Annotated in this window: 19 protein-coding genes; 11 read left to right on the forward strand and 8 right to left on the reverse strand. The window is 35.7% G+C overall.

The features are described from left to right. Positions 1-280 precede the first annotated feature (280 nt). Positions 281-2,515 carry an NADP-dependent isocitrate dehydrogenase gene (locus DJ533_RS05545; protein WP_065994298.1) on the reverse strand — a complete coding sequence of 745 codons (2,235 nt, stop codon included), beginning with the start codon at positions 2,513-2,515 and terminating at the stop codon, positions 281-283. Between the two features lie 1,051 nt (positions 2,516-3,566). Here DJ533_RS05545 and DJ533_RS05550 point away from each other — a divergent pair. The 5 genes from DJ533_RS05550 to DJ533_RS05570 all read left to right on the forward strand — a co-directional run bounded on the left by DJ533_RS05550 (position 3,567) and on the right by DJ533_RS05570 (position 10,513). Continuing rightward, on the forward strand, positions 3,567-4,853 hold the full coding sequence (locus tag DJ533_RS05550) for a sensor histidine kinase (protein ID WP_065994299.1): 1,287 nt from the start codon (positions 3,567-3,569) through the stop codon (positions 4,851-4,853). A gap of 147 nt (positions 4,854-5,000) precedes the next feature. Continuing rightward, entirely contained in the window at positions 5,001-7,751 is a 2,751-nt protein-coding gene (glnE, locus tag DJ533_RS05555) for a bifunctional [glutamate--ammonia ligase]-adenylyl-L-tyrosine phosphorylase/[glutamate--ammonia-ligase] adenylyltransferase (protein WP_065994300.1), read from the forward strand. Between the two features lie 26 nt (positions 7,752-7,777). Next, positions 7,778-8,704: a branched-chain amino acid transaminase gene (locus DJ533_RS05560; RefSeq protein WP_065994301.1), complete on the forward strand. Its 927-nt coding sequence runs from the start codon at positions 7,778-7,780 to the stop codon at positions 8,702-8,704. Positions 8,705-8,791: 87 nt separating this feature from the next. Continuing rightward, entirely contained in the window at positions 8,792-9,694 is a 903-nt protein-coding gene (locus DJ533_RS05565) for an ELM1/GtrOC1 family putative glycosyltransferase (RefSeq protein WP_065994302.1), read from the forward strand. Positions 9,695-9,706: 12 nt separating this feature from the next. Next, positions 9,707-10,513 (forward strand): polysaccharide deacetylase family protein, encoded by an 807-nt coding sequence (locus tag DJ533_RS05570; protein ID WP_065994303.1) that lies wholly within the window; start codon positions 9,707-9,709, stop codon positions 10,511-10,513. Positions 10,514-10,529: 16 nt separating this feature from the next. Here the strand turns inward: DJ533_RS05570 and DJ533_RS05575 are convergent, their stop codons facing one another. Genes DJ533_RS05575 through DJ533_RS05585 form a run of 3 tightly spaced genes read right to left on the reverse strand, consistent with a single transcriptional unit; the run spans position 10,530 to position 13,003 of the window. After that, positions 10,530-11,327, reverse strand: a complete 798-nt coding sequence (locus DJ533_RS05575) for a glycosyltransferase family 32 protein (RefSeq protein ID WP_065994304.1) — start codon at positions 11,325-11,327, stop codon at positions 10,530-10,532. Between the two features lie 39 nt (positions 11,328-11,366). Beyond that, positions 11,367-12,302, reverse strand: a complete 936-nt coding sequence (locus DJ533_RS05580; RefSeq protein ID WP_065994305.1) for a glycosyltransferase family 2 protein — start codon at positions 12,300-12,302, stop codon at positions 11,367-11,369. 2 nt (positions 12,303-12,304) lie between these two features. Beyond that, positions 12,305-13,003, reverse strand: coding sequence for a hypothetical protein (locus DJ533_RS05585; RefSeq protein ID WP_065994306.1), 699 nt, complete (start codon positions 13,001-13,003; stop codon positions 12,305-12,307). 142 nt (positions 13,004-13,145) lie between these two features. On the opposite strand from DJ533_RS05585, the gene DJ533_RS05590 reads away from it, so the two are divergent. From DJ533_RS05590 to DJ533_RS05610, 5 genes are all read left to right on the forward strand, one after another. Beyond that, on the forward strand, positions 13,146-13,919 hold the full coding sequence (locus DJ533_RS05590; RefSeq protein ID WP_215900545.1) for a glycosyltransferase family 25 protein: 774 nt from the start codon (positions 13,146-13,148) through the stop codon (positions 13,917-13,919). A gap of 9 nt (positions 13,920-13,928) precedes the next feature. After that, on the forward strand, positions 13,929-14,777 hold the full coding sequence (locus DJ533_RS05595) for a WlaTC/HtrL family glycosyltransferase (RefSeq protein WP_065994308.1): 849 nt from the start codon (positions 13,929-13,931) through the stop codon (positions 14,775-14,777). Between the two features lie 53 nt (positions 14,778-14,830). Next, complete coding sequence (locus DJ533_RS05600; protein WP_065994309.1) at positions 14,831-15,826, forward strand: capsular polysaccharide synthesis protein; 996 nt, start codon at positions 14,831-14,833, stop codon at positions 15,824-15,826. Positions 15,827-16,021: 195 nt separating this feature from the next. Further along, the gene (locus tag DJ533_RS05605; protein WP_065994311.1) at positions 16,022-17,002 is read left to right on the forward strand and encodes a glycosyltransferase; all 981 of its coding nucleotides are present in this window, start codon (positions 16,022-16,024) and stop codon (positions 17,000-17,002) included. Positions 17,003-17,079: 77 nt separating this feature from the next. Then, a complete protein-coding gene (locus tag DJ533_RS05610; protein ID WP_065994312.1) occupies positions 17,080-17,853 on the forward strand; it encodes a glycosyltransferase family 25 protein in 774 nt (257 codons plus the stop codon). A 57-nt stretch (positions 17,854-17,910) separates the two neighbouring features. On the opposite strand, the gene DJ533_RS05615 is transcribed toward DJ533_RS05610, so the two are convergent. The 4 genes from DJ533_RS05615 to DJ533_RS05630 all read right to left on the reverse strand — a co-directional run bounded on the left by DJ533_RS05615 (position 17,911) and on the right by DJ533_RS05630 (position 22,403). Further along, positions 17,911-19,182: an O-antigen ligase family protein gene (locus DJ533_RS05615; RefSeq protein ID WP_065994314.1), complete on the reverse strand. Its 1,272-nt coding sequence runs from the start codon at positions 19,180-19,182 to the stop codon at positions 17,911-17,913. 125 nt (positions 19,183-19,307) lie between these two features. Further along, positions 19,308-19,523, reverse strand: coding sequence for a hypothetical protein (locus DJ533_RS05620; RefSeq protein WP_065994316.1), 216 nt, complete (start codon positions 19,521-19,523; stop codon positions 19,308-19,310). Positions 19,524-19,679: 156 nt separating this feature from the next. Next, the gene (aspS, locus tag DJ533_RS05625; RefSeq protein ID WP_065994317.1) at positions 19,680-21,464 is read right to left on the reverse strand and encodes an aspartate--tRNA ligase; all 1,785 of its coding nucleotides are present in this window, start codon (positions 21,462-21,464) and stop codon (positions 19,680-19,682) included. Positions 21,465-21,623: 159 nt separating this feature from the next. Continuing rightward, positions 21,624-22,403, reverse strand: coding sequence for a DUF4184 family protein (locus DJ533_RS05630; protein ID WP_065994318.1), 780 nt, complete (start codon positions 22,401-22,403; stop codon positions 21,624-21,626). 137 nt (positions 22,404-22,540) lie between these two features. On the opposite strand from DJ533_RS05630, the gene znuD reads away from it, so the two are divergent. Next, the gene (znuD, locus tag DJ533_RS05635; protein ID WP_065994320.1) at positions 22,541-24,685 is read left to right on the forward strand and encodes a zinc piracy TonB-dependent receptor ZnuD; all 2,145 of its coding nucleotides are present in this window, start codon (positions 22,541-22,543) and stop codon (positions 24,683-24,685) included. Positions 24,686-24,711: the final 26 nt, after the last annotated feature.

The raw sequence follows: 24,711 nt of genomic DNA on the forward strand, positions 1-24,711 counted from the left end.
GGTTCGAGTTACTTTTGTTTCGACAAAAGCAACCAAAACCATTGTCCTTGGCAAAACTCGCAGAAGACCGAAATTTTTTAAAATGATCGCAGAAACATTATCTTGCGATAATTATCCTGCTCAAACAGTTGCGAAGGCCGTTTCTGCGTATCAAATTTTGGGTGAAATTCTACTTCGAAGTTAGGTTATTTAATTTTTATATTGAAATTGAGCAATAAAAAACCGATGCAATTGCATCGGTTTTCTTTTACACCACTCTATGATTTAGTGGGGTATAGACTTATTTGGCTGCTTCAAGTGCTGCATTAAATGTTGCACTTGGACGCATTACTGCACTTACTTTTGTAGGATCAACGGCATAGTAACCACCGATATCCGCAGCTTGACCTTGAACTTGTGCAAGCTCTGCAATAATTTTCTCTTCATTTTCAGCAAGTGCTTTTGCAAGAGGCGCAAATTTTGCTTTTAAGTCTGCATCTTCATCTTGTGCTGCAAGTGCTTCAGCCCAGAATTTAGATAGATAGAAGTGGCTACCACGGTTGTCCAACTCACCTGTACGGCGTGAAGGTGACTTATCATCGTCAAGCAATTTATCTGTTGCTTCATCTAAGGTTTTAGCAAGCAATTTTGCACGTGGATTGTCTTCTTTAATGCCCATTTCTTCTAAAGAAGCAGCAAGTGCTAAGAATTCACCTAGAGAATCCCAACGTAAGTGGTTTTCTTCAACAAGTTGTTGTACGTGTTTTGGCGCAGAACCACCAGCACCAGTTTCGTACATACCACCGCCCGCCATTAACGGCACGATAGAGAGCATTTTCGCAGAAGTACCAAGCTCCATGATCGGGAACAAGTCTGTTAAATAGTCACGTAAAATGTTACCCGTTACAGAAATCGTATCTAAACCACGTGCTACACGTTCAAGCGTATAACGCATCGCACGGACTTGTGACATGATTTGGATATCTAAGCCTGTAGTATCATGGTCTTTTAAATAAGTTTGAACTTTTTTGATGAGTTCATTCTCATGTGGACGGTATGGGTCTAACCAGAAGATTGCGGGCATACCAGAGTTACGCGCACGCGTTACAGCAAGTTTTACCCAGTCACGGATCGGTGCATCTTTCACCTGACACATACGCCAGATATCACCTTCTTCCACATTTTGCGACATCAATACTTCACCTGTTTCAAGGTCAGTAATGTTTGCCACGCCAGCTTCGGTGATTTCAAACGTTTTGTCGTGTGAACCGTATTCTTCCGCTTTTTGCGCCATTAAACCAACGTTTGGCACAGTACCCATGGTACGTGGGTCAAAATTACCATTCCATTTGCAGAAATTGATCATTTCTTGGTAAATACGTGCAAATGTTGACTCAGGCATTACAGCTTTACAGTCATAAGGTTTGCCATCAGCACCCCACATTTTACCGCCACCACGGATCATTGCAGGCATAGAAGCATCAACAATTACGTCATTTGGTGAGTGGAAGTTGGTGATACCTTTTGCAGAATCCACCATTGCAAGTGCAGGGCGGTGTTCTTGGCATGCGTGTAAATCTTCGATGATTTCTTCACGTAAAGAGGTTGGTAAAGTTTCGATCTTTTCATAAAGACCTGCCATACCATTGTTTACGTTAATACCCAGCTCATCAAACAATTTGGCATGTTTTTCAAAAGCTTCTTTATAGTAAATTTTCACACAGTGACCGAAAACGATCGGATGTGAAACTTTCATCATGGTTGCTTTCACATGCAAAGAGAACAAAATGCCTGCTTCTTTACAATCATCTAATTCTTTTTCATAGAAATCACAAAGTGCTTTCTTGCTCATGAACATAGAATCAATAATTTCACCGTCTTGCAGTGCAACTTTTGGCTTAAGAACGATGGTTTCACCATTCTTTGTAACCAATTCCATTTTTACGTTGCGTGCACGGTCTAAAGTCATCGACTTTTCGCCATGATAGAAGTCACCATGATCCATGTGTGAAACATGAGTTTGTGACCACTGTTTCCATTCACCCATAGAGTGTGGGTGTTTTTTTGCATAGTTTTTAACTGCTGTTGGCGCACGACGGTCAGAGTTACCTTCACGCAATACTGGATTTACAGCAGAACCTAAACATTTACTATAACGTGCTTTGATTTCCTTTTCTGCTTCAGTGGTTGGATTTTCTGGATAATCAGGAATCGCAAAACCTTTAGCTTGAAGCTCTTTGATACATGCTGTTAATTGGGCAACAGATGCACTAATATTCGGAAGTTTAATGATATTCGTATCAGGATCTTGAGTAAGACGACCTAATTCTGCTAGGTTGTTTGGAACCTTTTGTTCATCGCTGAGGTAGTCTGTAAATTCTGCAAGCACACGTGCAGCGACAGAAATATCGGTTTTAACGATTTCTACGCCAGCGGGCTTAGTAAAGGTCTCAATGATCGGCAGTAGTGAATAAGTCGCCAATAACGGCGCCTCATCGGTCAGTGTGTAAATGATAGTTGACTTTCCACCAGCCATATATAGCCCCTTGCTTTGGATTATGTTTTTGAGGACTAAACTTGTGGTTCAGTCCCTACGAACCGATTTGCTTAAATAAAAACATTGAAAGTATCAATGTTCCTTGCATTTCAGTCAATGTAATATCTAGTGATAACGACATTTCGCTAGAAAATGATACTCTGCTTGCATGACTAATCTATTGCGTGATCTACCATATTTGTTTCAAAATTGAAAAAGTCTTCAGTTTCTAACAAATATAACAAGATAAGCGAATAAATAAGTGATGATTTTGAGGTTTTAAATTGAATGCTGTACAAGCAATAGGTATTTCTTATTTTTATCTTGTAAGACAGATTCGTGTTAAAACTTGATCTGTTCTCATCAAAGAACACAGATGCACCAATTTATAAAACTAAAATTACTATATAATAGTATAGCAGCTTTTGTTTATTAAAGCTTAACTCAAAGCTAAGTTATTATTTGGAATTTAAATTTTTAAAATAGTCAAGAATTTTTGCTATAGTTATTCTTAAAGCATGTGCTATTTATTATTCTAAAGATATATTTAAAGCTGCAGAACGGATAATGATGTGAATATAGACAAATTTGCTAAAACATAATCAATTAAGATAAGCAAAATAACTTAGTGTGATGGTCATATCGTGTAAGTTACAAGTATTATTAAAAGCAGCTAAAAACTTCACAAGTTATTCATACTCACTTTCAATAAAATAAAAACAGCATCACAAACTTGAAGATTTTATTGAACAAGATGCAAAAATAAATGACTTATTGATAAATATATCAAGTTTATATCATGTAAATATAAGAAAAATAGATCAAATTAAAGCTTTTAAAAATTTAACTCATTATATTTAATGTTTTGTTTTTAAATATGATAATTTTTAATTAAAAGTTTTTTATTGAATTAAGCTTTATTTTTAATCAAAATGATTATAGATAAATGGCTATATAATTTCCTAATTATTGTTGCTATATTATAAAGCGTAAAATTATGTAAAGCGTTAAGAGTTGTATTTTAGCCATTTTTAAAAATAATGAGGCAGCCATGAGACTAAAACTCTTAGAAATGGGGCAGACAGATAAACTGAGCGCATGTAAATTATCGTTATTGCTTGGAGTATTAAATCCACAAAACTCTGTTGAGCGATTTTTACGCATTTCAAGAAAATTATTAAATATTGAAAAAGCGGTGATTTCTTTCGTGGATGAACCTTATGTTTGGTATTCCACTCAGAATGAATTTAAAGCTTTTCAAGCCAGCCCAGAAGCAAACCTACATTTTTATTTTAATAATCAAAAAATAATAGACTCATCTCATGAAAATTATGCAAAATTTTCACAGCATATCGTTAAGATTGGGGTAGATCATCAACGCATTGTTTGTTTTGATTTAAGAAAAGATGAACATACTTCATTTGGGCATGTCACTTTTTTTGATGATAAGGATGTTGAATTAGACCGAGAAAGTTATACATTTGTACAAGATATTATTCAAGGTTTGATTAAAGCCATTGAAACACATGCAGAATATCAAGAATTAAAAGAAAGCTATGAACAACAATTGGCATTAAACTTTAGTAAAACTAAATTTTTCCAAATTATTGCGCATGATCTAAGAGCACCATTTCATGGTTTACTCGGGTTTTCAGAGGTTTTGTCGCAAGAGCGTGATAGTTTAGATGATGCTAGCGTAAAAAATATTGCAGAATATTTATATGATACAGCTCAATCGACTTATAATTTATTGGAAAACCTACTGAATTGGGCAATGGCAGAAGGTGGACGTTTTGTCTATCATCCGATTAATTTTAAACTTAAACAAAGTTCTAAAATTGTATTTGATGTTTTAAATAGCCTTGCGATTAATAAAAATATTCGCCTAATCGATGATATTCCAGAAGAGCTAAAAGTCTGTGGGGATATCAATATGATTACTTCGGTATTACAGAATCTTGTGTCGAACGCGCTTAAATTTACCCATGTTGACGGTACAGGACATGTACGCATGTCGGCAAGATCCATAAGTCAAGGGGTGGAGATTCTGGTTCAGGACACAGGTTTGGGAATGACAGAAGCCCAGATGCAGAGCATTTTTGAACCTGAAATAAATGCCAGTTTTAAAGGGACTGCGGGTGAAAAAGGGACAGGCTTAGGTTTGGTATTATGTAAACGTTTCGTTGATTTAAACCAAGGGACGATCTCAGTCAGTTCAAAAATGGGAGAAGGCACAACATTTAAAGTTATATTGCCTGAAGCTAAAAATCATCAAGCACTGGTAACAGAGCATGTCGAGCAACGAGCAACACAAGAAATGAATCCTCTGGTACATTAAAAAAGCCTAAGCAGAGTTTCTCTTGATTTAACGAGAAATTTTTTTTCAAAGTGACTCTAAGCGGAATAATAATTAAAATATTGCCCCCTAAACTTGTGTGTACCTGATATAAATATAAAGTGAATTCAAAGTATAGGCTCTTTTCCGATGAACGCTGAGCAGTTGCAAAAAACCTTACGTGCAAGTCAGTATGCAGAACAAGTATTAAGTTTACATTCAACTTTTTTAGAACAAGACTATGCTGTAGATCAGTTTCAGTATTCGCTTACAACGGAAAAGATTCATCAACTCGTACAAGAAACTTTGGCTAATCTTGCAGATGAAATCCAATGGATGAAAGCCATTCGGATTTTACGTGCACGTTTAATGTTTCGCTGGATTTGGCAAGATGCTAATCAGTTGACCAATGTGGTGACATTGACCCAAGAATTATCTGATTTTGCTGATGCCAGTATTAATGCGGCGAAGGAATTTGCTCGTGTTCCCTTGCTTGCTAAACATGGTGAACCAGTGGGCTACAATGGCAAAGTACAAGACTTAATTGTGATAGCCATGGGGAAGTTAGGTGCACAAGAGCTGAATTTATCAAGTGATATTGATCTAATATTTGCCTTTGATGAACAAGGTGAAACCAATGGTCGTAAGTGTATAGATGTACAACAATTCTGTATTTTGTGGGGACAAAAACTTATTTATTTACTGGAACATATTACCGCAGATGGTTTTGTGTTTCGTGTCGATATGCGTTTGCGTCCTTGGGGGGATGGCTCCGCACTTGCTATTAGTCATATCGCCTTAGAAAAATATCTTAGTCAACATGGACGTGAATGGGAGCGCTATGCATGGATTAAGGCACGGGTTGTTTCTGGCGGAAAAGAAGGTGATGATTTATTAGAAATGACCCGTCCTTTCGTGTTCCGTAAATATGTCGACTACACTGCTTTTGAAGCAATGCGTGAAATGAAAGCCATGATCGAAAGGGAAGTGGCACGTCGTAATATTTCAGATGATATAAAACTGGGTGCAGGGGGAATTCGTGAAGTTGAGTTTATTGTTCAAGTTTTTCAGTTGATTTATGGGGGTTCAAAATTAGAGCTACAAGACCGTCAATGTTTGGTAAGTTTGCAGCACTTAGGTGAAGTTGGTTTGCTTGATGAGCAAGCCGTGATTGATTTAGAAGATGCATATTTATTTTTACGTCGTTTAGAGCATGCTATTCAAGCTTTAAATGATCAACAAACACAGTCTTTACCGACAGAAAAAGATTTGCGTAATCGGATTATTGAAACCTTGAGTTTTGCCACATGGGAGCAGTTTCTCGATGTCTTAAATGAAAAACGCAGTAAAGTCATTTATCAGTTTGAGCATTTAATTAAAGAAAAAGGATGTGACTCTCCTGCAGAAAACTTTAGCCAACTAGAACAACAACTGGATGATCTGCTTGATGAGCATGCTAAAAATTTAATTCATGAATTTTGGTATGGGCATGCCATTAAAAAATTGCCTGCCAAAGCGGTGCAACGTTTAAAAGAATTTTGGCCACATTTGATTGAAGCAGTTTTACAGTCAGATCAACCACAAATGGCATTGGTGCGCTTAATGCCACTGGTGGAATCGGTGATGCGCCGTACTGTCTATCTGGTAATGTTGATTGAAAGTAAAGGGGCATTGCAGCGTCTAGTCAAAATGGCAACAGTCAGTCCATGGATTTGTGAGGAACTTACCCATTATCCTGTATTGCTAGATGAATTTCTATCGATGGATTTTGAATTGCCCAAACGTAAAGATTTGGAAGATTCGCTTCGCCAACAATTATTACGCATTGAAATTGATCAAGTCGAAGATCAAATGCGGGTACTACGTCTATTTAAAAAATCCAATGTGTTAACCGTTGCAGCGAGTGATGTACTTGCTGAAAGTCCTCTCATGAAAGTATCGGATGCATTGACTGATATTGCGGAGGTTTCTGTCACTGCTACTTTACATTTAGCCTATCAAATGGTGGCAAAACGACATGGCTATCCTTTGGATGCAGAAGGGCAACGTTGTTCACTGCAACATATTGCTTTTGCCGTTATCGGTTATGGCAAAGTGGGCGGAATAGAACTAGGTTATGGCTCTGATTTAGATTTGGTTTTTATTCACTATATGGATGAACAAGCCGATACTGATGGTCAAAAAGTCATTAGCGGTTTTGAGTTTGCCATGCGTGTAGCACAAAAGTTTATGTCACTGATGACCACGCAAACTTTAGATGGACGGGTTTATGAAGTAGATACACGTCTACGACCTTCAGGTGAGGCAGGATTACTGGTTACAAGCTTAAAAGCATTTGAACAATATCAACTCAAAAGTGCGTGGGTGTGGGAGCATCAAGCGATTGTACGTGCCCGTTCCATTGCAGGTGAAACCACACTACGAGCAAAGTTTGAAGAGTTACGATGTAAGATTCTAACTTTACCTAGAGAAGAGCAATCTGTTCGCCAAGAAGTATTAAACATGCGTCAAAAAATGAAAGATCATCTCGGTTCTTCTAAAGAGCAGAAAAAAGATGGAATTTTTCACTTAAAACAAGACGCAGGTGGTATCGTTGATATAGAATTTATGGCACAGTATGTAGTGTTAGCCTGGAGTGGGACGAATCCTGATCTCGCCCATTATTCCGACAATGTTAGAATTCTTGAGGATGCCGCAAAGGCAGGTTGCTTATCCAGTGACGATGTATCCGCTTTGATTCAAGCTTATCTCAGTGAACGCGCCGAGAGCCATCGCTTAGCCCTTGCAAATCATAATATGCAAGTGAGCGCAGCCGATTGGCACGATACCCGAGAGGTCGTTTGCAAGTTGTGGCAAAGATTAATTGATCCAACAGCGACTTTCGCTTTGGAAAGTGAATAATTGTGTAAAAATTTGGAGTGTGTGCCATGAATTTGGCTGATCGTGATGGTTTTATTTGGCAAGATGGGCAATTGGTTGACTGGCGTGAAGCAAAAACTCACGTCTTAACACATACATTACATTATAGTATGGGTGTGTTTGAGGGTGTCCGTGCCTACGAAACTCCGAATGGAACGGCTATTTTCCGCTTAAAAGAACACACAAAGCGTTTATTAAATTCTGCAAAAATTTATCAAATGAAAGTTCCGTTTGATCAAGCAGCATTAGAACAAGCTCAAATCGATGTGGTTCGTGAAAATAAATTAGCATCTTGCTACTTGCGTCCAATTATTTTTATTGGTTCAGAAAAGCTCGGGATCGCAGCAACAGACAATACAATTCATGCTGTGGTTGCAGCATGGAGTTGGGGTGCTTATCTTGGTGAAGAGGCGATGGCAAAGGGTATTCGTGTTAAAACCTCATCATTTACCCACCATCATCCAAACGTGACCATGTGTAAAGCCAAAGCATCAGGTAACTACACCTTATCTATTCTTGCGCATCAAGAAGTTGCACACTCAGGCTATGATGAAGCAATGCTTTTAGATCCACAAGGTTATGTATGTCAAGGGTCTGGTGAAAACGTATTCTTAGTACGTGATGGCGTGATTCATACGCCTGATATCGCTGGTGGCGCATTGGATGGGATTACTCGTCAAACGATCATTACCATTGCCAAAGATTTAGGCTACGATGTGGTTGAACGTCGTATTACGCGTGATGAATTCTATATCGCTGATGAAGCATTCTTCACAGGTACAGCGGCAGAAGTTACTCCAATCCGTGAATATGATGATCGTCAAATTGGTGAAGGGGTTCGTGGTCCAATCACTACTGAAATCCAAAAAGCTTACTTTGATGCTGTTCAAGGAAAAAATCCTAAATATGCAGACTGGTTAACTTACGTAAAATAAGTTGATCAGTTAAGATGAAAAGGCGGAGCTTAAGTTTCGCCTTTTCTATTTTGAGTGTTTAAGATTAAGTACATTGAAGGATGTGTTATGCATATTGTCTATGTCAGTGATGGTAAAGCAGGACATCGCTCGCAAGCGATAGGACTGTTTAAGGCAATGCAAAGACAATCTACAAAAGACATAACTTTTGAAGAAATTTCGATTGAAAAATTGGCTATTTTTTCATTAGTAATGGGCGTTTTTAAGAAATCAGTTCAGAACGTTGAACATGTACCAGATTATATTTTGGGTGTAGGGAGTCATACACAACTTCGAGTTTTATTATTGGGTATAGTTTATAAAAATGCCAAAACTGTAATTTTGATGAAACCCAATTTCCCATTTTTTTGGTTTGATTTTGCAGTGATTCCTGAGCATGATGAAGTGCAAGCATCTGATCGTGTCATTGTGACACAAGGTGCACTGAATCCGATTGTAAATGAGCAGCGACATCAGCAAAATCGGATTTTGATTGCATTAGGCGGCTCATCGAAACGGCATCAGTGGAATGAGCAGAAAGTTTTAACTACCATTCAAAATATTGTGCAAAACGTTACTCAAAGTCATCCTGATGCAGAAATTATACTGACTAGTTCACGCCGTACCCCAAATGAGTTTTTAACACATTTACAGTTGCATGATTTTGCAGAAAAATTGCAAATTTTTCCTGTCGAGCACACTCCCCAAGGTTGGATTTTTGAGGAAATGCAATTGGCTGAAGCTGTATGGGTGACAGAAGATAGTGTTTCGATGATTTATGAGGCATTAACTGCAGGTTGTAAAGTTGGTGTGATTAAGATTGATCGGGTGAAAGAGGATCGGATTACACAGTCGGTAGATCAGGCTGTAGCAAAGAAACTCATTGCAACACAGGCACATTTGTCACGATTACCAACTGCACAGACTTTTAAAGAAGCAGATCGTGTGGCAACATATCTTTTAGCAAAATAACTGGTTGTCACCGTGATTTATATACTCATTTTACTGTTGGTTTTGCTGATTGCATTCAGCATGAAATATGCATGGTGGAAGCCCGCTGTAGATTGGAAGCGTCCACGGGTACTGATGTATCACATGGTACGTGAACATATTGATGGGGCGAAATTTAATAAATTACGGGTTAAACCGACTGAGTTTGAGAAACAAGTGGCTTGGATGAAAGCTGAGGGTTTTCATTTTGTGACCATGCAAGAATTACAAGATAATTGGGGACAGCACCCTGAGAAAACTGTTGCCATTACTTTTGATGATGGTTATTTGGATAATCTTGAAAATGCCTATCCGATTTTAGAAAAATATCAAGCCAAAGCTACGATTTACGTGGTTGTTGATCGTCATAATCGAGATTGGTCGACCTATAAAAAAGCCCATCATAATAGTGGCGAGTTGGCACGTGAAGCAAAGTTAAATGATGAACAAGTACAGTTTTTGGCACAAAGTGGTGTGATGGAAATCGGTTCGCATACTTTGACTCATGCTAATTTAGACAAACTTGATGATAAAGCTTGCTTGGCAGAGTTAGTGGATTCAAAACAACAACTTGAGCAGTTGACTCAAACCTGCGTGAACAGTTTTGCTTATCCATTTGGAATTTATTCACAGCGTGATGTAGATTTGGCAAAGCAGGCAGGCTATCACAATGCAGTGACCACCAAAGAAGGGATTGATGGTTTAAATCCTGACTTTATGCAGTTACAACGGATTAAAATCAGTGGTAAAGACTCGATGTTTGCGGTGAAGTTACGTTTGAAGTTAGGAAAACGTGCATAATCACTTGAAAAGGTGATTAAGCTCTTTGTTGAAAAGCTTTTCTTGGATGTAATACATATAACCACAATTTATACAGAATATAGTTGAAAGTATTTAATTGAACCACAGGGTTGATTTGCAAGCGGTAGTGGTTTTTATTGACCACTGTCGTATCAGCATTGATATAAATCAAGCCAAACTCACTTGCAAAACGTTCATAGCGATATGAATGCTGTTGGTTTTGAATGACGTTTTCAATGGCAATCGAATAGGGCACAGGACCGGTGGTATTTAACACACCTTTACGCCCAACGTGATATTTCATCGGGGTGTAATCGTGGATGCGAAAGCGTACTTCATCAATCACCGCTTTTAAAAATGGCGAATGTGGTTTTGCAATAATATTCCATTGCTGATATTCACCATATTTTAAAAATTTCAAATGCTTATTGATCCCATAGCCTTGATATTGTTGTCCGATTTCATTTTCCCAACCACAAATAATAAATTCATCATCTTCATGTAAAATGTCATTAAAAGGCACAGCACACGAGCTTTTTAAATCAAGATAAACTCCACCTTCCTGATACATGAGTAAATAACGGAAAAAATCAGAACGAGCAGCAGCATAATTTTCTGCAATCAGGAGGTAAGTCGCTAAAGTCTCTTGATCATAATGGTCTTGGATGTAGTTCAAAATCTGTGTTTCATCATATAAACGATAGTCCCAATCAGGATTGCGCTGCCGCAATTCAGCCACTGATTTTTTGATATTGTCAGGAATATTGGCTTCACCTTGTAAATAAATTTGGTGAATGATTTTAGGAATTGACATACCGAAGGCTCAGATCAAGATTGGGAGAGATTAAAACAATCATTTATTTGGGTGACGGACATGATCAAGTTGGGCAAAATAAGTTTTCAGTGCTTCTGCACGACTTGCCCACCATTTTTCAGGATTTCGTTTGGCAAGAACATAATAAAAAAACTCTTTTAAGCTTTTTTGATCACGGGATTTTAAACTTTTCCAATAGGTAGAAAGGGCTTTTTTCTTGAGTAAATTTTGCTGTGTTTGATCCAAATGATGCGTATTTAAAAAATCATAAATCGTCAAAAACATATCATGGTGTTGCTGATTCAGGTTTTGTGATAAACGGTTATTTCCCCGTTTAGTCTTGGTTTCTTCAGCATCTAAAATCACAAAAACAGTCGCAGTTTCGGTAAATAACAACTTTTGTGCAACCACACCTAACTCTAAAGCTAAAGATTCATCTTGAATAAATAAACTTGCATTACAACCATTGGATTTATGCCACAGCGCTTTTGAACACATCACACACATTTCCATAATATTGTGCTGAATCATGTAGCTGAGTGGTTGTTCAATGCAATGCGTGTCCATTTGGGGATAATTATTGATGTCAGCCAAATCATAAATTTTGACTTTATTGCCATAAAATAGGTCACAATTTTCAGCTCGCATCAAGTCGACGATTTGCTTCAGGCGATGGGGCGCAAGAACATCATCTGCATCCATAAAAAATAAATAATCGCCTTGTGCTGCATGACCGCCTTGATTCAGGCGATTGGCAGGACCAAGATTGACAGTATTGCGAATAATTTTAACTTTAGGATATTGTTGTTCTAATTGTTGTGAAAAATCCGCCCAATGGGGATCCGTTGAGGCATCATCCGCCACAATAATTTCTAAAAGTTCAGGCAAGTCAGGTTGTAACGATTCAATTGTCCGTTGTAACAGCGGACCTTTATTAAAATGGGTTAAAACAACCGAAATGGAAACTGTCGCCATATCTAGTTCACTTGCTTATATTTAAGGGTTTTATTTAACCATAAAAACAAAGTTTTGAGATGCCCTGAAAAACTGTTGGTTGCTAAAAATTGTACTTGAACATAGGGAATATTGTATTTTCGGCAAAAAAACATACGATGATGCCCTTGATGCAACTTATCTTTTACCCCCAAACCACGACACAACATGATCGCCATCGGATAAGTTTTATCATAACCATGCTCTTTAAAGGACAGATCAATGTCATGAAAACGGCTTTGACGTTGATCTTTGGGCACCCCCCATTTATTACGATCACTGTAATTATAAGCCGTTTCTTCAGTTTTTAAATTACGTTCGAGATGATTATCAATAATATCACTGAGCGCAATTTCATAACTTTGCGTTGAAAAATCAAGATATTTCTTACGAATCGGTTTAAGTAGTGCCAAAATTCCCAATTGTGGTGCACGTTGCTCAAACATGATCCATGTTGGAAAATGGGTTAAACCTTGTTGCTGTGCTTGGCGTAAGACTTCACGCCCTTGAAATAGGCTGTCAGCAATACTTTTGGATTCTTTACCAATAAATAAAATCACATCATCTGTTTGAATATGTGGATGATCATTTTTCAGTTGCAGATCCGCATTTGAATCACTGAGTTGAAGCAGTTCTTCGATCTTTATATGGTAATACTCAGAAGAAAAACCAAGTGCAGTCATATCAAGTGATCAATCCAATAAAAACCAACATCATAATCGTGTTACTGTAAAAAATCTATTCATCGACCAGATGAGAAATACTATTTAAATGGTGAATGAAATATAATGCTTCTTTTCCAAATTAATGTTTCAGGTTCGTGCAGTGAAAAAATATTTAATCAGTATTGAAAAGGAAGGCAGCGAAAGATTGGCAAGCTTCTTTGCACAACCAACATTTGGAAAATATCAAAGTGAATTTACCAAAATGGGAGTGATCGGCGCACAACTGCCAACGGCTGAATATTTTAAACTTGCTGTCGCAGGGCGTAAAAAAGCACTCAGTCCTGCTGAACTAGGTTGTACTTTGTCGCATGTCAATGCATTTAAAGACTTCTTGGCATCAGATGAACAATATGCCTGTATTTTTGAAGATGATGCGATTTGTTTAAACGATATAGATTTAAATGACTTAGAGACACAAGTTACAGCTTTAAATTTACAAGAATGTTTTTTTCTCAGTATGGGCGGTATTCAACTGAGAAGTAGTAAAACTGTACGTGGTACTTTTTTAAAAAATAAGATTAATCAAGCCCAAGTATTGAAACTACACCCTGTATATTTTGGACGCTTATTTTATACTTATGCTTATATTATTGACCGAAAAATGGCTGAATTATTAATTCGTTATCACGAGATTCCAAAAGGTTGTGATCATTGGTCGCAGATGCGTGATTATGACGCTCACTGTCAGTTTTATGCGACATTCTTATTTGATCACCCTGAGCTTGATGAAATGCGTTCAGGACAGAGTTATATTGAGCAAGAGCGTAAATTGTTAAATAAAGAAGATAAATTCAAAAAATCTATTTTTGATAAATGGAAAGTTTCTCTTTTAAAAAGAATTTTTAAAATCATGTTAAGTCAGTATCCAAAATAGGTGAATAGAATGTCGATTACGATTATTACCGCATTCTTTGATATTGGACGTGGCGGATGGAGTGTAGAAAATGGACACCCATGCTATTTACAACGTTCCAATGATAAATATTTTAAATATTTTTCGAATTTAGCCCAGCTCGAAAATGATATGGTAGTTTTTACCAGTCGAGATTATGTTGATCAAATTAAAGAGATCCGAGGTAATAAGCCAACGACGATTATTGATATTTGTTTAGATGATAATTTTTTTAATATTAAACAGCAAATTTCAAAGATTCAGAATAGTGAAGCTTTTCGAGAAAATATTGGCACTGAGCAATTACAGAATCCTGAATACTGGTCACCTGAATACGTGCTTGTTACAAATTTAAAATCATACTTTGTTAATCAAGCAATTCAAAAAGGATTAATTCATGGTGATTTAGCGGCATGGGTTGATTTTGGTTATTGTCGTAATTTAAAAACTCTCAGTAAAATTAAAAAATGGAATTTTACATTTTCTAAGCATAAAGTTCATTTTTTCTCGATTAAAAAAACCTTTGAGCTAACTGCTGAAAATGTACAGCATGCAATTTTTAATAATCAGGCTTTTATTATTGGGGGGGTGATTGTTGCAGCACCTGAAAAATGGATCGATTTTTTTAAATTAGTATATACTTGTCAAAAACAAATGCTTGCACAAAATGTAGTCGATGATGATCAAGGGGTTTATTTACAAGCATTATTGGAACAACCTGATTTATTTGAAATACATTATTTGGGTGAAGATCAGTGGTTTGATGTGTTTAAACGTTATGATGAAACAACATATAAAAGTTTAAACAATCGCTTTAAAAAATTAATTGGTTATTTTTAATAGATAGTTAGTTAGACAGTAAACCAAGGCACATTAGACAATAGTGAAATTATATGCACCAAGTAGAAAACCTATTTGCCCAAGATGAAGAGCAAACAATTCGTTTAAAGCGTTTAAAAAAGCAACCATGGCGAACTTTCTATTCAACCTTTATACCAAAAGAAAAACGTAAACTAGAGCAATACCAAGCCAACATTTTGCAGAAGAAACATGTTGCTCAATTGTGGAATATTTTTTTAGATCAATACTTTTCTGGAAAGTTAGAGTCTTTTCAATTAAAAGCAAAAAAACAATTCTCTGATCAAAAAATTATTTGGCAGTACTGGGGACAAGGTTTTGCAGCTGCACAGCAAAATGACACAGTAAATTTATGTTTTGCTTCTATTGACCGTTTTAAAGGTGATTATCAAGTCATACGATTGGATGAAGAAAGTGTAAAAGAATATTTGGATTTTCCAGATTTTGTGTGGGAAAAGAAAAAAAATCCAGAATTTAAACCTGCATTTTTTGCTGATTTAATTCGTTTGGCTTTGTTAGATGTATATGGGGGGGTTTGGGTTGATGCGACCATTCTATTAACTGCACCCATTGACTCCGTTATTTTACAGCAAGATTTTTTTATGTTTCAACGTATGGATTCTGCACAAAATAAAGAATTTTGGACAGCATTTAATGCAGATTATTTTGGCTGGAATGATGAGCATGTAGTTAATGTATTAAATAGTTTTATTGTAGGAAAAAAAGATAATCAGCTCATGCATATTTGCGTAGAAATAATGTTGAATTATTGGAAAACGCAAAGCCATATTCCACACTATTTCTTTTTTCAAATTATGTTTAATCAATTACTGGAAAAGTATTTAAATGAAACAGATTTTTTAAAATTAGATGATACTTTGGTTCATTTATTGCAAATTGTACAAAATGAAAAACTAGATCAAAAAAAATATGATGAAATACTAAATAACACTATGATTCATAAATTAAATTATATAAAAGATATTATTCCAAATTCATTTAATGCCTATCTATTATCTCAATATAAATAATTGATAATAATTCTCAATTACTTTTTTGGGTTCAATGGGTTAAAAATATTCCAAAAAAAAATGTAAAATATATTTAAATTAATTATATGAAAGTAATTGATTTTAAATGTTATTTTTCAATGATTTTTAAAAAATGAAAAATAAAATAGACTATAGTGTATACTTATTAAGTATTTAGTTAACTCTAAATTTTTTATGCAAAGTTCTCCTTTAGTCTCAATTATTACACCATTTTTCAATAATCAGACAACAATTATTGAAACTATTATAAGTGTAAAGAGTCAGTCATATAATAATATTGAGCATATTATTATTGATGATGGTTCTTCTACGCCAATTTTTGAAGTAAAAACGATTAAAAATTATTTATCAGATATTATCACTATTCAGCAAAAAAATATGGGCGTTGCAGCTGCACGCAATAATGCTGTTCAGCAAGCAAAAGGAGATATTTTAGTCTTTTTAGATGCAGATGATTTGATCGATACTTTGTATGTAGAAAAAGTGGTAAGCGCTTTCTTACAATATAATAATGCCTCAATGGTCGCATGTTATGTTCAAGAAATTGGGCGTTCCCAGAAAAAAATTAAAATTAAAAAATTTAATTTAGAGGAGTTTTATTTTCATAATACGTTATTTCCCTCTATTATGGCAGTTAAAAAAGACTTATTTGATCAAGTGGGGGGTTATAATACATCACTAAAAGTTTGTGAAGATTGGGATTTATATTTAAAAATAGCGAAAATTAACCCGAATGTTTTTATTATTCCTGAGTATTTATTTTATTATAGAAAACATAAAAATTTATCAAGTTTAACTGATTTGATGAGTAAAGATAAGCATATTGTACATCAAGCTTATTATCAGTTATATAGGGAACATTATAATTTTTATGATGAAGTTTTAGTTTCTCCATTAAATGTTGCTTATTTAAAACTAAAAACGGATAAACGTGTAAAGAAGGTTTTTAAAATAATTAAAATTTTGTTGGCATTTATTTTATTGTGTGCAGTTCTAAACTTAAAAATATCTTATATTGATACTTTTGGATTGATTGTAAATATTTCTGGAATTTTTTTAATTTTAATTTTATTTTTTTTAATGTCCCATGCGGAAAAAAAGCTAAAGAAATTTAATTTTGATAAAATTCCACAAATTCACACAACAAAGGAATAGAGTATTCAATGAATCTCAGTTATATCGCATCAGGTAAAAGCATTTGTATTTTATGATTTAAAACTTTGGATAGAATTTTGAAAAAATATCTTATTAGTATTGAAAGTGCTGAAAGTCCACGTTTAAAAGCTTTTTTTTCTCAGAAAACTTTTAAGCGATATCAGCACGATTTTCAAAAATTTGGAGTAATTGGTACACATATACCTACCTCAGAATATTTTAAACTTGCGGTTGCATCAAAGCAAAGGGCATTAAGTCCAGCAGAACTTGGCTGTACTTTATCTCATGTAGCTGCTTTAAAGGATTTTTTAGCATCAGATGAAAAATATGCTTGTATTTTTGAAGACGATGCTGAGACTAGATCTGATTTTGATTTAGATGAATTACAGGAAAAAATTGAGCAATTAGGTTTAAATGAGAAGTTTTTTTTAAGTCTCGGTGGTATTCAGTTATATGTGAATCGATATGTGAGAGGACATTTTTTGCCAGAAACCTTAGTGGAGAAAAAGGTTTTAAAGGTAAATCTACTTTATATTCGCCGTTTTTCTTATGCTTATGCGTATATTGTAGATCGCAAAATGGCGAAAACCTTTGTTGATTATCACCATCTGCCAAAAGTTTATGACCATTGGGGTGAGTTATATGACGAGGATAAAAACTTAAATTTTTATGCAACACATTTATTTGATCATCCAGAATTAGCAGAGTGTGCCACAGGACAAAGTTATTTAGAAGAAGAGCGGCAAAGTTTACAAGCAAAGAAAATTCAGAAGAAGTCTTTTTTTGAACGTTTGAAAATTTCATTGATTAAAAGATTATATAAGTTAACTTTAAAAAAATATTATTCTTAACTTAGTGCAATATAAAAGTACTCCCCTAAAATTATATAAAATAGGGGAGTATTTAAATTATAGTTTTTTCTTGAATTGATGTTTTTCTAACTGAATAAAACTGATTAACGTAGCAACAATTAAAAAGTACATATATGTCGTATTTAGGAAGAATAAATAATATTCTGTCAAACCACATACTGCAAAATAAAACACGAATGCTGCACCCGAGAGTGTTAATAATTTTAAATTTTCATTTGATCGACTGAAGTTTTTAACAAAATAAATAAAAGGTAAAAGCAGTGTAATTAATAATCCAAATATGCCAAGTAAACCATGTGCGGCTAGCTCATTAAAATAAATACTGTGTTGATGTTGAAAGCATTGTGGAAGTTTCCCTTGAGTTTGTAATTCACAATTGTTTTTTTCAACACCATAAAGACTAATGCCTAAAACGGGTTGTGTTTTAAAGAGTTCAATTGAGTTTTTCCAAAGTAGCAATCGAAGACCTGTACTATTTTGATAATCACTTTCTTGAATATTTACTGAGTCTTGTTGAAAAGCATTCATTCTATTTTTTAATGGTGAGTTAGGTAATGCAATATTTACTGCAATAAATATAAATAGTGTAGCAAGGAAAAATAAGCACTTTTTATTTTGTTGTTTAAAATAACTGCTGATAATAAGAAAATAAATAAAGGGAAGAGCTAACCATGCTCCGCGAGTGCCTTGTAGAATTAGACTAAACATGCTGATCAAACTTATCGTTAAAAGTACATATGATTTCTTGCTTTGATCATAAAATGCATAAAATAACCCTAAGACACTCAATGAAATTAAACCAATATTATAAGTAATAATAGGATTAAAAAAAGCTGATAATTGTCCTCGATTAAAGTCAAAAAAAATATTAAAATATGTGATATAACCTCCTGTAAATATTAGTGCAATATATATAGTTGTAAAAAATATCTTTGGTGTAAATTTATAAGCGTAAAATATTGTAGGTAAGGTTAAAAAAGCTAAAAAATAAAAATATTGATCAATTAAACGTTTATAAGTTTTTAAGTAGCCTTTACTCGGTAAGTCATCTAAGCGATCAAATAAATAATAACTTAATGTACAAGTAAAAATGCTAATACAACAAAGTATCATAAGTGTTAGATTAGGTTTTATTGAAATTATATTTTTTTTAAATGTATACAAATAAGCAACTACAAAAGCAAGAGAAATATACCAGAGTCGAAATTTTTCATTTAAAATATAATAAAAGAAAAAAACGAGAAATAATATTGAAATGAATACTGTGGCTTGTCTCGAATAAAGATTGCTCTGCATAATTTTAAACATAATGTGTTTTGTCAATATCATTCTATAATATTAGATGAAATGACTACTCTGTAGTAAAGTTAATATTATATAATTATTACTTTATTATTAACCAATAAGACTCCTATTTATTTATCATGGTTAAGTTAACGATCCGCATTGCCTTTAATAACCAAATAAATTAAAGAAGCCATAATCAGAAAACCACCACCAAAACAACTCAAGCAAAATAATAAAATGCGTTCGGATTTATCTAAGTCAAAAAGTTGATGATTTAAAATATATAAGACAAAACCCCATTGAATAAGTGAAAAAGCAATAAGAACAATCGTATGACGACGAACATCAGGACGCATAGCCATGGGGAAATACCTATGAAAAGAACGCAGATAGTATGCCATCTTTGAGAACTAATCTCAATTTAATCCAAAATTTGATGATTTGGGTACTATTAAGTAGTTTATTTTATTGGATATAAAAAACCCTGCAAGTGCAGGGTCTTAGCATCATCTAAATGATTATTTTGATTCTTCCGCTTTAGGTTTTTCACGTAAACGAATACCTAAGTCACGCAATTGATTTGACTCAACTGGTGCTGGTGCTTGCGTCAATGGGCATTCAGCAGTCTTAGTTTTCGGGAATGCAATCACATCACGAATAGACGATGAACCAGTCATTAACATCACCAAACGGTCAAGACCGAATGCTAAACCACCGTGAGGAGGTGCACCGAATTTCAAGGCATTTAATAAGAAGCTGAATTTCTCTTCTGCTTCTTCTTCACCAATACCTAAAGCTTCAAAAATGGCTTTTTGCATTTCTAAAGTATAGATACGCAGTGAACCGCCACCGATTTCAGTACCGTTCAATACCATATCATAAGCAACAGACAATGCTTCCCCTGGGTTGTTCTTCACTTCTTCAACACTTGATTTAGGTAGTGTGAATGGGTGGTGAACAGATGTCCATTTACCATCGTCAGTTTCTTCAAACATTGGGAAGTCAACCACCCAAAGAGGCGCCCACTCACAGGTTGCCATGTTCATGTCGTGACCGATCTTGATACGTAAAGCGCCCATTGCATCGTTTACAACTTTGGCTTTGTCTGCACCGAAGAATACGATATCGCCATTTTCAGCGCCAACACGTTTCAACAAATCAAGCACGATTGGCTCGATGAATTTAACAATTGGAGATTGAAGACCTTCGATACCTTTTTCAAGTTCGTTGACTTTGATGTAAGCCAAGCCTTTCGCACCGTAGATACCCACGAATTTAGTATATTCGTCGATTTGGCTACGTGGAAGTGAACCTGCACCCGGTACACGAAGCGCAACGATACGACCTTTAGGGTCTTTTGCAGGACCTGCGAATACTTTGAATTCAACGTCTTGCATCATGTCCGCAACGTCAACCAATTTCAAAGGAATACGTAAGTCGGGTTTATCCGATGCATAGTCACGCATTGCATCTGCATAGGTCATGCGTTGGAATTTGTCGAATTTTACGCCAAGAAGTTCATCGAACATCTTAACGGTCATACCTTCCATCAAATCCATAATGTCGTCATCGTTTAAGAACGATGTTTCGATGTCGATTTGAGTGAATTCAGGTTGGCGATCCGCACGTAAGTCTTCGTCACGGAAACATTTTGCGATTTGATAATAACGGTCAATACCACCCACCATTAACAATTGTTTGAATAATTGTGGTGATTGTGGAAGTGCATAGAAACTACCATTGGAAACACGGCTTGGGACTAAGTAGTCACGTGCGCCTTCTGGCGTTGCGCGCGTCAAGATCGGTGTTTCAACGTCAAGAAAACCGTGTTCATCTAAGTAGTTACGAATTAATGTCGTTACTTTAGAACGGAAACGCAAACGGTCAATCATTTCTGGACGACGAATATCAAGGAAACGATATTTCAAACGCACTTCTTCAGAAATGTTGGCATTTTCATCATTCAATGGGAATGGAGGAGTTTCAGACGCAGCAAGAACTTCGATTTCTTTACCTAAAACTTCGATTTGACCACTCACCATATTGGCATTTTCAGTGCCTTCATAGCGACGACGTACACGTCCTACGATTTTTAATACATATTCTGAACGTGCTTTGTCAGCAGTTGCAAATGCTTCAGGGGTATCAGGGTCAATCACCACTTGCACAAGACCATCACGGTCACGCATGTCAAGAAAAATGACACCACCGTGGTCACGGCGACGGTGAACCCAACCGCATAATGTAACGGTTTGGTCGATTTGGGCTTCAGTCAATGAGCCGCAGTAATGAGTTCGCATCATAGCGTTAGAAATCCAACTATATGGGTTAAGGTTAGCGTATGCGTAAACAGCGCACCGCTTTTATTCGAAGGTAGGATTATGCCTCTTTGGGCATATAGTCACAAGGACTTAGCGGGAAAACTATAAAAATTCAGGCTGATTTGACATAGAAAAACAGGGTTATGTGGAAGATTTAGAAAATATTGAACCACTTCGCTTTAAAATGATGAAAATTAAACTACCAAAACTCAATGTGGTTAAAAAAGCTCTAAAAAAATAATTAATAGATTTGCCGACATAGCTATACAAATCGTGGGAAAATGCATCGGAATATGATCCTTCAGCAAAATATAAATAACTTAAAATGCCTGCCCATAGAGAAAATAAAAATACAGCAATTACATAAATTTTGATATTTTTATGTACTGCTTGAGTTTGTCGATAATGTTGATGATGTCGATAAATCATCCACAATAAAACTGGCAATGCGAATGCGGACATACCGATTTGTAACACGCGGTGCAAGGGATAACTATGCTGAAAAATGTGGATTGGGTAGCTTAAAATCTCTTTGAAGGCGAAAGTCCGAAAGTCGACATGGGTAATCCCATCCCAAAGAATATGTGTTGCCACACCGACCCAAATTGAGAAAATAATACCAAGTATAAATCCTGAAAAATTATTTAAATTATTTATATTTAAAGGTTTATTTAGTCCTGAAAATGCAAAAAACATTGGGCGATACAATGCATACCAAAGTATACAAAAAAATAGCCCAATCAATAGATTTGGGAAAATTAAACCTGACCATTGATGTGACTGATTGTAATCTGCATTGGTAAATAAACGATATAAATCAGGTGTCATACAACCGATCGCCAATGCAGCAATCGGTAGTCGATGCCCAGTAAGTTTAGAAATAGGGGGCGCTAAGACAGCATGAGAAATGGTGAAAGGCATAAACAACAAAAGTATAAATAATCAAAAGCTCTAGGCAGTGTACTGAATTTAAGTAAATCAAATGTTTTTTATTGCAAATATGTTGTAATGTTATATTATAACGATAATTTAAAAAATGATGCTTTGCGAGCGATCACATGTCTTTTTCAAAACATATTTTGGCACTTTCAATTACAGCCGCTTTTGCAGGTTCTGTGTGGGCGGATGATATTTCTCAACCTATTCAAAACAACCAAAGTAGCAAAGATGAAGTACAACAATTAGAAGCAGTTACCTTTACAGCTCACCCTTTGGAACAAAGTACGCAAGATTTTGGGGTTGCTGATCAAACAGTGAATCGTGCACATTTACAACAAAGTGGTTCAACACTCGGTGAAGCACTTAAACAAGAACTAGGTGTTTATTCAAATAGCTTTGGTGCAGGTTCGAGTCGCCCTGTAATTCGTGGGCAAGAAGGCGCACGAGTGAAAGTAACGCAAAATGCAACGGAAACTATTGATGTTTCAAGTCTATCTCCTGACCATGCCGTAACCGTTGATCCTCAACTTGCAGAAAAAATTGATATTATTCGTGGTCCATCGACTTTACTTTATGGCGCAGGTTCGGTGGGTGGTTTGGTGAATGTCACGGATTCAAAAATTCCAAGTAAAATGCCTGTAAATGGGCAAGAAGGACATGTTGGGGTACGTTATAACTCTGGCAATGATGAAAAACTAGCAAATGCTGGTGTAACTGTTGGCTTAGGTTCAAATGTTGCTTTACGTGTAGAAGGTTTAACTCGTGAAGCCAATGATTATATTTCACCAAACTATTTTCATGAACATGAAGATGGTGACTTTGAAAAAGAACGACGTGTAGGCAATACCTTTGCTGAGTCTGACAATGTTAATGTTGGTTTGTCTTGGATCGGGGAGCGTGGTTTTGCAGGCGTTTCCTATAGTAATCGTAAAGATAAATACGGTTTACCTGGACATAGCCATGAATATGAAGCATGCCATTTACATGACTTAAAATTACATTGTGAACCGCACGAAGAAGACCACGATCATGAGCATAAAGACGAACATGGACATGATCACGGGCATAGTCATGGACACGACCATGATGAGCATGATCACGAGCATGGTGCTGGGCCGTGGATTGATTTAAAATCAGAACGCTATGATTTCCGTTCAGAGTTAAAGGATCCATTTACAGGCTTTAAAAAACTACGTGCCCAAGCCAGTTATACCGATTATCAGCATGATGAAATTGAAGGTGATGAAGCGATGACCACTTTCAAAAGTAAAGGTTATGATGGGCGTATTGAATTAGTACACAATCCTTTGGCGCAATGGGAAGGTGTATGGGGTGTACAAGCGAGCCAACAAAAACTGGATATTACTGGTGAAGAAGCACTTTTTGCACCTAATAAAACCCAAAAATATAGTTTATTTGGTTTAGAACATCGTCAATTTGGCGATGTACATGTGGAGTTAGGTACTCGCTTTGATCATCAAAAAATAGAGATTGATTCAACGCAAAAAGACTATGATGGCAATGCAGTCTCGGTATCGGGTGCTGCAAATTGGGAATTTATACCTGATTACACCTTGTCATTGTCTGCATCACATCAGCAACGTCTGCCTTCAGCACAAGAGCTATATTCGCATGGTGGACATTTTGCGACCAATACTTATGAATTGGGCGATGAGAACTTAGATAAAGAAAAATCCAATAATGTCGAGTTAGGGCTGCATTATAAAGGTGATCAATTAAGCTATCATGTTCATTTGTATCATAATTGGTTTGATAACTACATTTATGCACGTACTTTAGACCAGTATAAGAATTTCCGTTTGATCCAATATAGCCAAGATGAAGCAAAATTCTATGGTACCGAAGCGGCAATTGCGTATCAGTTCAATGATGTTTATAACGCAAGTCTATTTGGTGATTATGTCCGTGGCAAAATCGACAATAAAAATGCGCCACGCGTTCCAGCAGGGCGTTTGGGTACCCGTGTGACAGCTAACTTTGATGATAATTGGTCTGGTTCGGCAGAATACTCTCATGTATTTAATCAAGATAAGTTTGCTGCATACGAAAAAGAAACCAAAGGCTATAACATGGTCAATGTAGGGGTGGCTTATAGATACCCATTTGCATATAAACAAGAAGCCACAGTTTATTTAAATGCCAACAATTTACTGGACGAAACAGTCTATGAACATAGTTCATTCTTGTCGAGTATTCCACAAGTTGGACGTAACTTTGTGGTTGGGATTAATTATAAATTCTAAAATTTTCAATCCTTCACCAAACCATC

The organism is Acinetobacter defluvii, assembly GCF_001704615.3.
Lineage (GTDB): Bacteria > Pseudomonadota > Gammaproteobacteria > Pseudomonadales > Moraxellaceae > Acinetobacter > Acinetobacter defluvii.